The sequence below is a fragment of the Leptolyngbya sp. Heron Island J genome (assembly GCF_000482245.1).
Taxonomy (GTDB): domain Bacteria; phylum Cyanobacteriota; class Cyanobacteriia; order Phormidesmidales; family Phormidesmidaceae; genus Leptothoe.
In genome coordinates this window covers 63,846-78,748 of record NZ_AWNH01000008.1, presented here as the reverse complement: position 1 = coordinate 78,748, position 14,903 = coordinate 63,846, and the positions used below count along the sequence as shown (strand labels likewise).

The following is a 14,903-nucleotide window of genomic DNA, read 5'->3' as shown; positions in this document are numbered from 1 at the left end:
TGTTTGTGGTTTATTTTTGTTTAGCGAGAAACCACCATAGCTCTAATACAATTAGGCCCAATCCCATGATAGAAACTCCCAACTTGATCTCCAATGGTTGTTCAATGGCTTGAAAGTTGCTAACACTGGCCATTGCCGCCGTGCTAACCGTGATGCCGAGACTCACACCACCGATTAGTAGCAGAGATTTTAGTTTCATGGTCTTACCTCCACAGATTTAAAGGTTCTCAACCGTAGGGCATTGGTAACAACTGAGACTGAGCTAAAGGCCATGGCAGCTCCGGCAATCATGGGGTTGAGCAACCAGCCCAAAAGAGGATACAGTATACCGGCTGCAATGGGGATACCCACCACGTTATAGATAAAGGCAAAGAACAAGTTCTGGCGAATATTGGCCATGGTGGCTTTGCTGAGACGAATGGCGGTAACAATGCCACTGAGGTCACCAGAAATCAGGGTAATATCGCTGGCTGCGATCGCAACATCTGTCCCTGTGCCAATGGCAATCCCCACATCCGCCTGGGCTAGGGCCGGGGCATCGTTAATGCCATCGCCCACCATGGCAACTCGGTTTCCATCTGCCTGTAGCTGTTGCACGTGGGCAGCTTTCTGATCAGGCCGCACATTGGCAATATACCGACGAATACCCACATGCTGGGCAATGGCGGCGGCGGTTTGCGGGTTATCTCCTGTTAGCATTACCACCTCTAAACCCATGCGTTTCAGGGTACGTACAACGCTGGCGGATGAGGGCTTGAGGGCATCGGCAATGCCTAACAGAGCCTCTGCTTTACCATCCACGGCAACCCAGACGGTGGTTTTAGCCGCTGCTTCCCAGGCCTGTTGTCGAGCTTGGAGCGGCTGGGTATCAATCCCCAGGGTTTTCATCCAGCGTTCGGTACCAATCTGTAGCTGCTGACCATTGACGACGCCCTGGACACCGCTACCAACAATAGCCTCAAAATTGTGAACGGCTGGCAGTCTCTCCACTCCCTGAGCTTTGGCATAGTTGACAATGGCCGCCGCCAACGGATGTTCTGAATTATTTTCAACCGCCGCCGCCAACTGCAACAGTCTGACTTCATTGCGATTGGCTGTTCCCCGCACGGTGATATAGTCTGTCACCGTAGGTTTACCCTGGGTCAGGGTGCCGGTTTTATCCACCACAATGGTCTGTAGTCTGTGGGCCTGTTCTAAACTCTCAGCATCCTTGATCAAAATGCCGTTTTCAGCGCCTTTGCCGGTGCCAACCATGATGGATGTTGGTGTGGCTAAGCCCAAAGCACAGGGGCAGGCGATGATTAAGACACCGACGGTGGTCAACAACGACAGGGTGGTGTTACCAGTGAGGTTGAACCAGAGGAGAAAGGTGAGAAGTGCGATCGCAATCACCACCGGAACAAACAAGCCAGTTACCTGATCCGCTAGCTTTTGAATCGGCGCTTTTGACCCCTGGGCTGCCTGCACCAGCTGCACAATCTGGGCGAGCACCGTATCTTGGCCAACTCTTGCCGCTCGAAACTGGAAGCTACCGGTTTTATTAATCGTCGCCCCAATCACCTCATCGCCCGTCTGTTTATCAACCGGCATCGGTTCACCAGTCACCATGGACTCATCCACCGTGGAGCGACCAGATACCACATCACCATCCACCGGGATTTTCTCTCCAGGGCGTACCACTACAATGTCTCCCACCACCACCTGCTCAATGGCAATATCAATCTCGCTGCCCTGGCGCACCACCCTGGCCACATTAGGCTGTAATCCCATCAGCTGGCGAATAGCATCTGAGGTATGTTCCCTGGCACGGCTTTCCAAATAACGTCCCAGTAGCAACAGCGCAATAATCACCACAGCCGCCTCGTAATACACCTCAGGCTTGAGCCCCTGAGCAATTAATACATTTGGAAACAGAGTGATAAATAACGAATAGAAATAGGCGGTTCCCGTCCCCAGCGCTACTAGAGTATTCATATTAGCGGTCCGATGGGTAAAAGCTTTCCAGGCCCCCACAAAAAAGGATTGCCCACACCAGAACAAAACCGGAGTCGACACCACCAGCTGCAGCCAGAAATTATGCAAAAACATTGGCCAGCCAGGAATGTGCATACCCAGCATGGCAGGCATAGAGCCAACAATCAGCACAATCCCAATCATGTTGCTGACCACCACCCGCAATAACAATGACCGCTGCCGCTGTTGTCGTTCAATACGCTCTTTTTCAATACAATTATCACGAACTTCAGCCGCTTCATACCCCGCATCGGCAACGGCGGCGGCTATCGTATTGATGCTGGTGCTGTACTCATCAAAGTCAACATTGGCTTGCTCAGTCGCAAAGTTGACTTGAGCTTTCTGAACGCCGGGCACCTGGCAAATCGCGGTTTCAATAGCGTTGGCACAGGCCGCACAGCTCATGCCTTTTAGAGTGAGAGTAGCAGTAGTCATAAGGTTCTCCTAAGGGGGCTACCCTCTGGATAGAATTGTCGTAAAGCAACTGAAGGTCAAGAATCTAATGCAATAGCCAACATCTATCCCCTCCTGAGAGGCTACTGTGTATATACATCTAGAAGATAATGGTCTAAAAGGTACTGCTGGCCTTGAATTGGCCCTCACCCTAAATCCCTCTCCCCCAGGGCGAGGGACTTTGACTCTGGCACCCCTTCGCCTTGGGGGAGAAGGGGCTGGGGGATGTAGAGCTTTGCTCTTCTCGCAGAGTGGGCTCGAAAATTGAAGCTACTCTCCAACTTGTGTATACACGGTAGCCTCCTGAGAGGGGGGCGGTGTGGGTTGACATTTAGTAAGTTTGTTATCTGTTCTGAGCTAAGCTGAGGCTGGATAACCTGCCTGCTCAAGGGCTTCTCGTATGGCGGTTTCAGCCGTTTCTGTCTCAATATCTACCTGCTTAGTTTTGGGATCGGCGGTAACCGTAGCTTTGCTATCTAAAGCTTTGACGGCGTTTGTGATGTTCTTAGCACAGACATCACAGGCCATATTGGGAACCGTTAGCTGGAGTGTCATGACATTGCTTTCAATGGACTAGCATTAGCTTAAACCCTCTAGTTAACTAGAGAGTCTAGAGAGCTTAACAAATTTTAGATCATGAGGATCGAAGCATGATAGGAATCCTCGATCTTCAAACGGCCTAGCAGACGGTCATGGTTTTGTTTTTTAGCCTAGCTACGATTGCATTTTTCGATGACAATAGAAGTCCTTCTCTATCGTAGCTGTATGTATCGTCGTCAACTTCTTAGCTTTTTGGCGATTGCCGCTGGTGCGCCATTGTTGTCTCGATGTGTTCAGACAACTCGCCGTGTTGTCGGCACAGACGGGTTGCTGGAATTGTCTTTGACAGCTCAAGCTCAGACTAAAAGGCTAGCAGGTGAGCGTACCAGAATGTTGACCTACAACAATCAAATGCCTGGACCTGTTCTGGAAGCCCGCGCTGGAGACACGGTGCGTTTAACCCTAATTAATCAGCTAGAAACTCCCACCAATCTTCATTACCACGGTCTACACATTTCACCTGAGATCGACAATGTGTTTCGAGCGATACCCCCCGGTGAACGGTATACCTACGAGTTTCAAATTCCAGCTAATCACCCGGCGGTGACGGCCTGGTACCATCCCCACTACCATCTGGATGTGGCCCGTCAGGTCTTTGGCGGGCTGGCAGGTCCGCTGATTATTCGAGGTGATTTAGATGAGATTCCGGAACTACAGCAGACGGAGGAGGCTGTGCTGGTGCTCCAGGATTTTGAACCGACGTTGCTGCCGCAAGATCCCCATGCCCTGGCTAGAAAATGGGGACGACAAGGGGAATTTCTGCTGGCGAATGGTGGGCGCAATCCGGTGGTGACAATACCGCAAAATGGCTTGTTGCGGTTGCGGTTGGTCAATGCCTCGGCTTCTCGGATCTATCAGCTGCAACTTCAGGATCATCCCTGGTTTTTAATCGCGACAGATCGAGGTGCGATCGCAGCCCCTACCCCACTCGATACCCTCCGTCTCTCCCCCGGTGAACGTGCCGAGATCCTCATCTCCGGCCAGCAAGAACCGGGAGATTATCCCCTGCTCAGCCTGTCCTACGATCGCGGCATTGGCACCATGATCAACTCATTGCGACCCATCATTAACAACATGTCAGGGGTGGTGCCGCCCACTCAAACGACCCTGGCAACCCTACGCTATCAACCCAGCGACTACGCCGAGCCGTTGCCCTTGCCCTCCGCTTTAATTCCGGTGGAGCCCTTACCAACGCCTGCGGTTACCCGTGAGTTGGTACTTAATCATGGCATCACTGCAGACTCGAACGGCTTTATCATTAACGACAAGTCCTTTGACATGAACCGTGTAGATACCCAGGTGCGGCTGAATCAGGTCGAAGATTGGAAAATCATTAACAAAGCTAGCATTGATCATCCGTTTCATCTCCATACCAACCGCTTTCAGGTGATTGAACGCAATGGTCAGCCTGAATCTCTTCTCACCTGGAAAGATACCGTCAGTATTCAAGGGAGTGAAACCGTTGTCATTCGTGTGCGGTTTGAAGACTTTGTGGGGCGCACCGTCTATCACTGCCATATTCTTGATCACGAAGATCAGGGCATGATGGGAATTGTCGAAATCTCTTAAAGTGTACCAATCGCCACTGAGCGAGCAAACCAAAACTATTGAACAGGTGTTCAAGTGGTAATGATTCTCAGTATCATATAGAGAATGCTATTGATCTTCCCCATGCCTGCTTCAAGTCAGAAAAATAAAAAAGCGATTGGCGATGCTCCCAGTTGTGACGTACCGCTAGTGCATTTAGAGAACGTACGCCAGGTGCAGCCAGAGGTGTTAGAAACGACTAAGGCGCAGCGGATGGCGGAGTTTTTTAGCGTTCTTTCTGATCCTCATCGACTGAAACTGCTCTCTGCCCTGGCGCAACAGGAGCTGTGCGTGTGTGATTTGGCAGCGGCGGTCAAAATGGGCGAATCAGCCGTATCCCATCAGCTACGGGTGCTAAAATCTCATCGCTTGGTCAAATACCGCCGTCAGGGGCGCAATGTTTTCTATAGCCTGGCAGATGGTCATGTGGCGTCCATTTATAGAGACGTCGCCGATCATTTAGATGAGTAGCAGGGTCTAGCTGCTGTTTTACCCTTGTGTCTGTCCAGAACGGACTCTGCTCAGCCAAGGATAGCTGGAATGGCTACCTTGACGGCTACCTTTTTATGCAGCTGTTTCCATTTCCCTAGACTTGGATATAATATCTGAACAGTAATTCAGATATTCAGTTTTAGGGTGGCTACTATGGCAGGATCTCATTCCCACGGATGCTGTGGTCATGATCATGGTGTAGACGAGTTGGAAGGACGTTGGGCACCGGTTGCGGTTGCAGCACTGCTGTTTGTGCTGGGTCTTGTTTTTTATCAGCCGCTCCACAATACGCCCTTTGCTATCGCTGAGTATGCGGTGCTGCTGCCAGCCTATTTGATTAGTGGTGGTCAGGTGCTGACTACAGCAGGACGCAATCTGCTCAAGGGGCGGATTTTTGATGAGAATTTTCTGATGACCATTGCTACGCTGGGTGCGATCGCAATCCATGAGCTCCCAGAAGCGGTGGCAGTCATGCTGTTTTTTCAAATAGGAGAGCTGTTTCAGAACTATTCCGTAGGTCGAGCGCGACGCTCGATTAAAGCCCTGTTAGCAGTCCGACCCGATACAGCCAATTTGCAGGTGGATGGTGCTATCTCCACCGTATCCCCCGATGCTGTCAACGTGGGAGATTTAATAGTGGTGCGTCCCGGCGAAAAAGTCCCCCTGGATGGTGCGGTCTTGGAAGGCAAGTCTCTGGTGGACACCTCAGCCCTCACCGGAGAATCGGTTCCCCGTACTATCACCCCTGGCAAATCTGTTTTAGCCGGCATGATCAACCAGTCAGGGGGATTGACCGTGGAGGTGACTAAACCCTTTAGTGAATCATCAATTGCCAAAATTTTGGACCTGGTAGAAAACGCCAGTAGTAAAAAAGCCGAGACCGAAAAATTTATTACCCGATTTGCCCGCTATTACACCCCGGTGGTGGTGCTGCTCTCCCTGGCCGTGGCGCTGTTGCCCCCCCTGTTGATCCCAGGGGCTACCCAGGCAGACTGGACCTATCGTGCCCTGGTGCTGTTAGTGATCTCTTGCCCCTGCGGTCTGGTGATCAGTATTCCCCTGGGCTACTTTGGGGGCGTGGGTGGTGCAGCTAAACAGGGCATTTTAGTCAAAGGCTCCACCTTTTTAGATGCTCTGGCCCAGGTCAAAACGGTGGTGTTTGATAAAACAGGTACCCTGACCCAAGGGACTTTTCAAGTCACCGATGTGGTCACCCACAATGGTCTGAGTCAGCATCAGCTGCTAAAACTGGCTGCCCAAGTAGAATCACAGTCCAATCATCCGGTAGCTCAGTCTATTCGGCTAGCCTATGGTCAAGCGATTGAGACGGTGGATATAAAAAACTATGAAGAGATTGCTGGCCATGGCATTCGCGCTCAGGTGCAGGGACGCACAGTGTTAGCGGGTAATGATCGGCTGTTGCACCGAGAACAGATTCCCCACGATAGGTGTGTGGTTGAGGGGACCGTGGCGCATTTGGCAATTGATGGTGAATATAGCGGCCACATTGTGATTGCCGATGAACTCAAGCAGGATGCCGCTGAGGCCATTGCCGCGCTCCATCGTCAGGGGGTAGCCACAGCCATGCTCACCGGAGATAACCAGTCGGTAGCTGATACAATTGCCCGCAGGCTCGGGTTGGACCAGTACCGAGCCGAGCTGTTGCCTGAAGATAAAGTGGACGCGTTAGAAGACTTTTTACAACAGGCGCAGCAGACCAACAATAAGATTGCGTTTGTGGGTGATGGCATTAACGATGCCCCCGTAATCGCCAGGGCCGATGTGGGTATTGCCATGGGGGGGTTGGGGTCTGATGCAGCCATTGAAACCGCCGATGTGGTGATTATGACCGATGCCCCCTCCAAAGTGGCTGAAGCCATTCAGATTGCCCAGAAAACCCGACGGATTGTGTGGCAAAACATTATCTTGGCGATGGTGGTCAAACTTCTCTTTATTGCTCTTGGAGCCATCGGTGTAGCCAACCTTTGGGAAGCCGTCTTTGCCGATGTTGGGGTGGCATTGCTGGCGATTCTAAATGCCGGGCGAGTGCTTAAAAGTTAATTTGTTGGCTATCGCTGTCTGGTTTAAAGCCACAATCTGAACATTTAAGGATCTTTATCCTTCTCCTAGGGGTAGAAGGATTTAGGCTGTGGACGCCCAAGCGGCTGCTCACAGAGTGGGTAAAAAGCTGGACATTAATAAATTCTAATTCCTCAGTTTTCAAGTCGGATGTAGTTAATTAGACTGATGTTCTAACATATGAACTCGTATTTTTGCGATTTTCCAACCCGTTAGTAGATGTAAGAATCAAATGTAATTGTTGACATTATAAGCTGGAGTAAAGCTAACGGTTGCTAAGCCCCTCTATGACAGTTGCTTTTTCAATAATTCTCATACCCCTAATAACCCTCTGAAAGATTGACTTACTCTAAATATTTTTAGGAGTCATTCAAAGCGAGATGGTTTTGTCGTTGCTGATTTAGAGGATAAATCTATCGGTTAGAGATGCCGTATATCAGCATCTTTCAGATAAAACCAGACCGAGAATCAGCAGCGCTATGGTTTTTTAACTAAATTGAATCTGGGTCTTTAAAGATTTGTTATCCACAGATCATAGTGATTTAGTCAGCTTCTTTGCTAATGGTTAATACCAAAACCCATAACAGCTGATTCTTGATCTGACCAGAGCTTTCCAGTCTCAACAGCAAATTTGCTGTTGAGATACGCCTCTGCTCAGAATGTTATCCCATGTGTAGGAAGTCTATGTCAGATTCCATTTACAGCCGTATCATTTTTGTTGGTCGAGAAAAGGAACTTGCCTGGTTAACCCAAATGATGCAGGCTTCTTTGACAGACTCTAATCCCCAGTGGATACTCTCCATTCAAGCCTCTGGTGGGATGGGTAAGACTCAATTACTCAAGCAGTTTGTTGAGATGGCTCAAAAGCATCGAGACTCTACTAATCCGCAAAATGTTCTCATTACCCAATATCCCATTGACCTGTACCTGACCTCTCATCAGACTGAGCCGGGAATTCTCAGAAGCATTGCAGAACAATTAACCTCTGCTTCTAAAACCAACCCTTTTGCCCATTTTTTTACTGCGCTGGATCGCAGCTTTCAAGCTGTTGAAGAAGAGATTAACCTCAGATCAATCTTTTTAGACTGTTACGATACTTTGGATGCCGAGCAGGTAATTCTGCTGTTTGATACCACTGAGTGTACAAATCAAGCAATAAAAAGATTTTTTCAGGAAATGCTGCCTCAACTGGGGCCCAGGAAACAGAGAAAATTCCGTCCCTTGATCGTCACAGCGGGCCGAACTCCCCTCACTGACTACTGTCATCATCCTCAAATTGATTGTTTGGAGCTACAGGGTTTATCACCAATCGAAATCCGTCAGTACTTCGAGCAAGCACCGACAGTACAGTCCACATACGAAATTTCACCAGAATTTGTTAATCGCATAGCTACTCTCTCACAAGGACGGCCGATTTTAGTGGTCTTAACCATCGATTGGCTAAACAATGGCAGCAAACCAGAAGACTTAGATGCCGATAGTCCTGAGGCGTTTGAGAAAATGATGATTGAACGCATCAGCGAGCTGCGCTATTCAGAAGATCAAGTGATCCTAGCGATGGCCCAATTAAAACGTCGCTTTGATGCTGGTTTTCTAGCAGAGATATTGGGAGAGCCCGTGGCAAAGGCATCAGACTTGATTGAATCCGTCTCTAAATATTCCTTTGTAAAATCACATTACAGCACTGACGGCAAACGCCAGAGCTGTTTGCTGCATGACGAAATGCAACGACTGGTGTATACCCACATCTGGCAGCACGATGACCCAAACAAGGTTCTCAGGCGAGCATGGAGTGCTAAGGCGGTTGACTATTACGACCAGTTGCTTGCGGTTGAGAAAGATTTGATCAGCAGACAAAATCTTCAACAGGAACAACTTTATTACACCTTGTATGTCGACATAGATCAGGGTTTAGATATGTGGCGTAGTCTCCTGAAACAGGCCAATACTCAGGCCCATTCTAAGGAGTTTAAATCGGCTCTTAATGAAGAGGTTCAAAGCTTTAAATCTGAATTGAATCAAGATGAGCAAGGAGAACTGGAGTTAGAATGGGCAAATCTAGATTACGGTCGAGGCCGATATGGAGAGGCTTTGGTTAGCTTTGAACGTATTTTTGAAAAATTCCCGTCTCGAATTATTCAAAGTAGAGTACGCCCATATTTAGTTTACATCTATGCTCACCTAGATGACTTTGCCAGCAGTATATCTACAGGACAACAAAGTGAAACTTGGTTTCGGTCCGAACTCAAACTGTGTCACTGTTCACTTGAGGAATATCAACAACTTCTACAGAATTTTAGCCAAACCCTCAACGCCATGGGCTGGGCCTATCGTAAGAAGGGTGAATTTAGTCAAGCCATCATCTATTATCAAGAATCACTAAAAGTGCTTCAGCAAGTAAAAAAAGCCGATCTGGAGCGAGCCTCTACAAAAACTAATCTGGCCTATGTTTTTCATATTATGGGAAAAAACCGCGAGGCAATCGCCCATGGTAAAACCGCGCTCAAAATAGGTCAGCGCTCTGGAGACTTGAAACAACTTGGTAGAAGCCATAGTGTTTTAGGGATTATTGCGGCTAACTCCTTACATGAACAAGAGGCTATCAGACACTTCGAAGCGGCCCTCTCTAGCTTTTCCGAAATTGACTTTACTCCGGGGTTAGCCATGGTAAATATTGCCTATGGCAGACTCTATCGGCAAATTGGCTGGGATAAAGTTAAACCGCTCCGTACCAGTAGCAATGACGCTCAAGTAGATTATGACCAAGCAATGACAATGTTTGATCACGCATTTGAGCACTGTCAACAACGTCAGGAACTGTTGGCAGAGATCTACAATGAAAAAGGTACTTTATTGAGAGAACAAGGTCGGTTTGACGACGCTATTGATTTTTATCAGAAGAGTCAGTCAATTGCTGAAAAATTAGATAATCCCATCTGGAGAATAGACAACCTACAGGATATTGGGGTTGCCTACTATCTTCAGGACAAATTAGACCAGGCTCAAGCTGCCTCCAGTCAAGCCAAAAATCTAGCAGAAAAACAACTGTCTCCCCACCTTGTCAGTAGAGCACAACGCACATTGGCTAATATCCTATTTCAGAATGGAGAATATGAGAAATCTCTGGAAATAGCGCTAGAGTCCTGCATCAACATTTTAAAACTAGATCAATACAGCCTCAATAATAGTCCTGCCATGCGGGATCTACTCATAGAAGAATGGTTGGCATGGCTAACAGAAGAACTGCTGGAAAAGATAGAGGATGTCACCTTGAGAAAAAGCCAATGTCATTACCTAATTGCGCAATGGGATAAGGCCATAGCCAGTAATCGAGTCCTTGCCGAGCATTATCCAGGTTTTATTATTACTTTGGAAGATTTATTATCCGAGTTGAATATTTAAATAAATCAGCAATCGCAATAAACCAGCAGGCCATCTATGATTTGCAGAATAAATATTTGGGTGTTTCTAGCTCAACGTCACAATGGTTTTACGCATGTCTACTAGTTCACCAAACCTTAGGTTTGCTTTTCACAACCAAAAACGTGCCTTCAACCGAGTGAAAAACTCTTTGGGGGAATTAGTCGTCTTGGATGCCCTGCCTGGGTACGGTAAAACTGCTTTTCTCAATAAGCTTAGAACAGAGTATGAAAGTCTAAAATGGCACTGTTCTATAATCCCATTAAAGCGAGCACGAAGTGAATTGGATACGGTGACGGCTGCCATTGAAGCGATCGCTGCCAAGTCAATTGAACCGCCAGATAATCTATCCTATGCTCTTGAGATTTTGCTAGAGCAATTACAACCTGGACAGCCGCAGATATTGATGTTTGATGATGTTCAGTGCCTGGGGGTAGAAACACTAAATTGGGTCAAACGTACACTTGCTCCTGATCTTCAACGTGAGTTAAAAGATTTAACTGGGAATAACTTTTTGTTGATCTTTTCCGGTCACAGTATTCGTAGTGCAACCCCCTGGCCTTTGGGTAGTCGGTCTATTGAGTTGACGCTATTTCAGAGAGAAGCGATTAATCAGTTCATTGATGTCCTTGACATGGATGAACTCTGGCAGCGCCGGTCACAACACTATCGTCGTTTTGTAGTAGATCGAATTCTTCAGTTCTCCGGTGGTCATCCTCGAGCGTCCATTGGACTACTGCAAGAGCTAGAAAAAGGTTGGGCACCTTCCCGTAGCTTGGGACGCAAACAAGATCTCAGAGTCTTTGAAACGCATGTAGAAGAGGAATTAAAAAGATTTATAGAAAATCTAGATCCCGTTTGCAAAACCTATCTCTCGCATTTAGTTATTTTTCGCACTATTGATTTTGCAACCCTTCAAGTCATTGAACAGAAATATGAGCTATCAAGCCAGCAGAACTTACCCCAACTAATGAGTACGTTTCGTCAATGTAACCTTCTTCATTCTTATCGTCCTGCTCAGGGGGTAAAAGCTTTAAATCCTGTTTTCCGTCTAGGTTCGCTAGCGCGAATGTCACTAAAAGATCAAGAACAATATTCCAAACAGCACCAATTTGCTCAGAAAACTTACCAAGATTGGGCAGCTGACAACAACCGATCCTATGATGATGTAATCAGATGCTTGGGAGAGAGCATTTATCACTGTTTGAGTCGTATGGAAGAACAGGAACGTTTAGAACAATCTGAGCTTATTGATTGTTTGCGCTATGGTATTCAGATTTTGAATCGTAGACAGACAGAGACGATGGACACTCGATCTATTCTAGAAACACTTTTAGAAGATGATGAGGATAGTCAATCACTATTGCAAACCTTGAATTCAGACTGGATTAGATTGGTCGATTATGCTTTTGTCTCTTATTCAGATGCTACGACTGAGGATAATACTCGGCCACAGATGAAAACTATTCAAAACCAGTGTAAAGCCATCACAGTTGCCTTAGGCAATAAAATTGGTGAGGTGTCAGGTACAGGATTTTGGGTAACTCTAGAGCAAAAGCTATATGTGGTGACCTGTGCCCACGTGCTCAAACAGCTGCAATGCTCAGAAAGAGACCTAGTTAAGGCTAGAACCTTTGGACCTAATGTTCAAGATTTAGACCTGGAAGTCTTGTGGTACAGAGTGCCTGAAGACTGTAGCGATAGAGATTGGAGCTCTCGGCAGGACATTGCTATTCTGCGACCGGTTTCTACAACAGTCCCTCAAATATCTGTTTTAGATTTAAAGAATCTGCTGCCCCTGAGCCATGAATCCATGAGTCTAAACGGCTATCGACAGGCAACAACTCTCTATAGTTTTGGTTATCCTGCCCCCAAACGTCTGAAGGGTGAGAGTTTTGCATCCCTGGTGTTTGATGAACAGGTGGGGAATGGCTTTATCAAACTGCTCAACCTTGGACCTACTAAAGTTGAAGGAGGCGTCAGTGGTGCCCCCCTCTGTCATGTTGAAGGAAGACAATTGGTGGGTATGATTCACGCTAGGTTAGGAACAGATGTGGTTTATTGCATTCCTGCCACCACTATTTTAGGAGTTCTAGCCGATTTGCAGCTTACCTTGTGATGAGAATCGATGAATACGCACTCGTAGAAGCTATGTAAATAAGTTAGACAATAACAGAGAGAGGGGACAATAGTGAGAAGAGATCAGTTTTACATCAGCTTGGAATCTTATGAGGTAAAGTTATGAGTCATTTTCTATCGGTTAAAACTCCAGGAGGACCTATTTGGGTAGAGGTTCCCGATGGAGAGGACACTGATTCTGTGGAATTGGTAGCCAATCGTAGAGATATTCCTCATACTTTTGAGGCCTCTGCTCAGGCCCTGAAGAAAAACGCCCAGTATTTAATCAATTTAATGTCCAGCTTGGGACCTCAGGAAGTGGAAGTTACCTTTGGTATGAGTGTGGGTGTAGAAGCCAGTACGCCTGTATTTGCCCTAGCCCAGGTGAATGGAGAGGCCAGCTATACCGTGACCCTAAAGTGGCAGTCTGGGAATCAACCTGAGGGAAAAAATAAAAAGTCTTCTCAGGCTGAATGTGATATCAACCAAAATTGAGGCGATCGCTGTGTCCTGCTTAAACCGATTAGAAGATCTGGACGATCAAGCGTTGCAGTCGTCTGTTAACTCTCCTCAAACACCACAGTTGCTGACCAGTGCATCGGTTGGTAATGATATAAAGGGTAATGAAACAGACTGCGATTGTGCTTGCTCTAATACTCCCTTTGCTATTGCGATCATAAACCCGCAAGACACATCATTCTCTGCCTTGCCAGATACCTACACAATTCCCCTACGCCAGGGGTATCAGCTAGCATTTAGTCCTTTTGCTCCAGCTGGCCCTAGTGTTTTGAACCCAGCTGCATGGCAGCGGTATCAGATATTTCACCAAAAACCCCAGCCCCTAAAAGAGACAATTGATCATGAGCTGGCGCAACAAAATTTACTGGTTCCCACCGGACATCAGCCTCAGATTCAGCCTGCTTCACCCGATCAGCTAACAGCTTGGTTACACGTAACCAACGCCTGCAATTTGGATTGTCCCTATTGCTATGTGCGTAAATCATCTGCCCATATGAGCTTAGAAACAGGCTTAAATGCTATCGAAAATTTGTTTGCTGCTGCTCATCGCCAGAACTTTTCTCAGCTTAAACTGAAATATGCTGGAGGCGAAGCCACACTTCACTTTTCTCTGATTCAAAGGTTGCATGAGCGGGCTATGGAGTTAGCTCAGAAAACGGGTTTGGCGTTACGAGAAGTGGTACTCAGTAATGGAGTTGCCCTCACCCCCGCCATGGTGAACTGGTTTGAAGCGACTCAAGTACGTTTAATGATCTCCTTGGATGGGTTGGGTGCAGTCCATGATCGGCAACGCCCAAACAAAGGAGGTGGGACGAGCTTTAGCCAAGTGATGCACACGTTAGAAAAGTTGATTCAACCGCGTCAGATTGATCTACATCTGAGTGTGACAGTAACGGGAGCAAGTGCGCCCTATCTATCTGAGTTAGTGCAGTGGATCTTGAGTCATGATTGGCCTTTTAGTTTGAACTTTTATCGCCAAACTCCTTTAAGTGCTGATCATAAAGAACTCGAATTAGAGGAGAGCGCTATGATTGCTGGCATGCAAGCAGCCTACCGGGTAATTGAGCAGGCTATTGAACAGCCAACAGCACCAAGCTTACTGTCTCGTTCCTTAGTCAATGGTCTACTAGACAAAGTGCAATCCCAGGCTCACACCCATACCTGTGGCGTTGGTCAGACCTATGCGGTAATCACCCATACCGGCCAAATTGCCCAATGTCAGATGCAGCTGAATCAACCCGTTAGCGATGATCTCGATTCCTACCAGCTTTTGCCTGCATTGGCCCATGGCCCGATTCAAAACCTGTCTGTACAGGAAAAATCAGAGTGTCAGACCTGTACCTATCGTTATCGCTGTACAGGGGGATGTCCAGTGGAAACATTTCGCGTTACCGGACGTTGGGATGTGAAAAGTCCTAACTGTGCCATTTATAAAACACTTTATCCAGAACTGTTACGGCTGGAAGGACTACGGTTACTCAAATTTCACGGTTGCTAATTCTGTAATTTTACTGAGCTTGAAACCGAGTAGCATCCACTCAAAAGTCATGAGTTAGCGAGTCGTAGGTTCGAGTAAGAAGATGAGTGAGCCACTGCCATTATCGATGGTATGATCGACCATT

General features: G+C 47.3%; 10 protein-coding genes. 7 read left to right on the top strand and 3 right to left on the bottom strand.

The window, feature by feature from the left end; genetic code table 11:
- Positions 1-10: 10 nt before the first annotated feature.
- From N836_RS41445 to N836_RS41435, 3 genes are all read right to left on the bottom strand, one after another.
- Positions 11-199: a hypothetical protein gene (locus N836_RS41445; protein WP_023070403.1), complete on the bottom strand. Its 189-nt coding sequence runs from the start codon at positions 197-199 to the stop codon at positions 11-13.
- Positions 196-2,448 carry a heavy metal translocating P-type ATPase gene (locus N836_RS41440; RefSeq protein WP_023070402.1) on the bottom strand — a complete coding sequence of 751 codons (2,253 nt, stop codon included), beginning with the start codon at positions 2,446-2,448 and terminating at the stop codon, positions 196-198. Before N836_RS41440 ends, N836_RS41445 begins: the two co-directional genes overlap by 4 nt.
- 375 nt (positions 2,449-2,823) lie before the next feature.
- Entirely contained in the window at positions 2,824-3,021 is a 198-nt protein-coding gene (locus tag N836_RS41435) for a heavy-metal-associated domain-containing protein (protein WP_023070401.1), read from the bottom strand.
- A 177-nt stretch (positions 3,022-3,198) separates the two neighbouring features.
- Between N836_RS41435 and N836_RS41430 the strand changes: the two genes are divergently transcribed.
- The 7 genes from N836_RS41430 (at position 3,199) to N836_RS41400 (ending at position 14,779) form a co-directional block, all read left to right on the top strand.
- Positions 3,199-4,635, top strand: a complete 1,437-nt coding sequence (locus N836_RS41430; RefSeq protein WP_235071008.1) for a multicopper oxidase family protein — start codon at positions 3,199-3,201, stop codon at positions 4,633-4,635.
- A 102-nt stretch (positions 4,636-4,737) separates the two neighbouring features.
- Entirely contained in the window at positions 4,738-5,124 is a 387-nt protein-coding gene (locus N836_RS41425) for an ArsR/SmtB family transcription factor (RefSeq protein WP_031291308.1), read from the top strand.
- A gap of 174 nt (positions 5,125-5,298) precedes the next feature.
- Positions 5,299-7,206 carry a heavy metal translocating P-type ATPase gene (locus N836_RS41420; RefSeq protein ID WP_023070398.1) on the top strand — a complete coding sequence of 636 codons (1,908 nt, stop codon included), beginning with the start codon at positions 5,299-5,301 and terminating at the stop codon, positions 7,204-7,206.
- A 702-nt stretch (positions 7,207-7,908) separates the two neighbouring features.
- The gene (locus N836_RS41415; RefSeq protein WP_023070397.1) at positions 7,909-10,626 is read left to right on the top strand and encodes a tetratricopeptide repeat protein; all 2,718 of its coding nucleotides are present in this window, start codon (positions 7,909-7,911) and stop codon (positions 10,624-10,626) included.
- 157 nt (positions 10,627-10,783) lie between these two features.
- On the top strand, positions 10,784-12,763 hold the full coding sequence (locus N836_RS41410) for a S1 family peptidase (protein ID WP_161634917.1): 1,980 nt from the start codon (positions 10,784-10,786) through the stop codon (positions 12,761-12,763).
- Between the two features lie 122 nt (positions 12,764-12,885).
- Positions 12,886-13,257, top strand: a complete 372-nt coding sequence (locus N836_RS41405; protein ID WP_023070395.1) for a CU044_2847 family protein — start codon at positions 12,886-12,888, stop codon at positions 13,255-13,257.
- A complete protein-coding gene (locus tag N836_RS41400) occupies positions 13,238-14,779 on the top strand; it encodes a radical SAM/SPASM domain-containing protein (RefSeq protein WP_023070394.1) in 1,542 nt (513 codons plus the stop codon). The genes N836_RS41405 and N836_RS41400 overlap by 20 nt, the downstream gene beginning before the upstream one ends.
- The last annotated feature ends 124 nt before the right edge of the window (positions 14,780-14,903 follow it).

Bases quoted from the DNA above. Each gene is read 5' to 3' on its own strand.
- N836_RS41445 (WP_023070403.1), bottom strand. From the start codon at position 199: ATGAAACTAAAATCTCTGCTACTAATCGGTGGTGTGAGTCTCGGCATC.
- N836_RS41440 (WP_023070402.1), bottom strand. From the start codon at position 2,448: ATGACTACTGCTACTCTCACTCTAAAAGGCATGAGCTGTGCGGCCTGT.
- N836_RS41435 (WP_023070401.1), bottom strand. From the start codon at position 3,021: ATGACACTCCAGCTAACGGTTCCCAATATGGCCTGTGATGTCTGTGCT.
- N836_RS41430 (WP_235071008.1), top strand. From the start codon at position 3,199: ATGACAATAGAAGTCCTTCTCTATCGTAGCTGTATGTATCGTCGTCAA.
- N836_RS41425 (WP_031291308.1), top strand. From the start codon at position 4,738: ATGCCTGCTTCAAGTCAGAAAAATAAAAAAGCGATTGGCGATGCTCCC.
- N836_RS41420 (WP_023070398.1), top strand. From the start codon at position 5,299: ATGGCAGGATCTCATTCCCACGGATGCTGTGGTCATGATCATGGTGTA.
- N836_RS41415 (WP_023070397.1), top strand. From the start codon at position 7,909: ATGTCAGATTCCATTTACAGCCGTATCATTTTTGTTGGTCGAGAAAAG.
- N836_RS41405 (WP_023070395.1), top strand. From the start codon at position 12,886: ATGAGTCATTTTCTATCGGTTAAAACTCCAGGAGGACCTATTTGGGTA.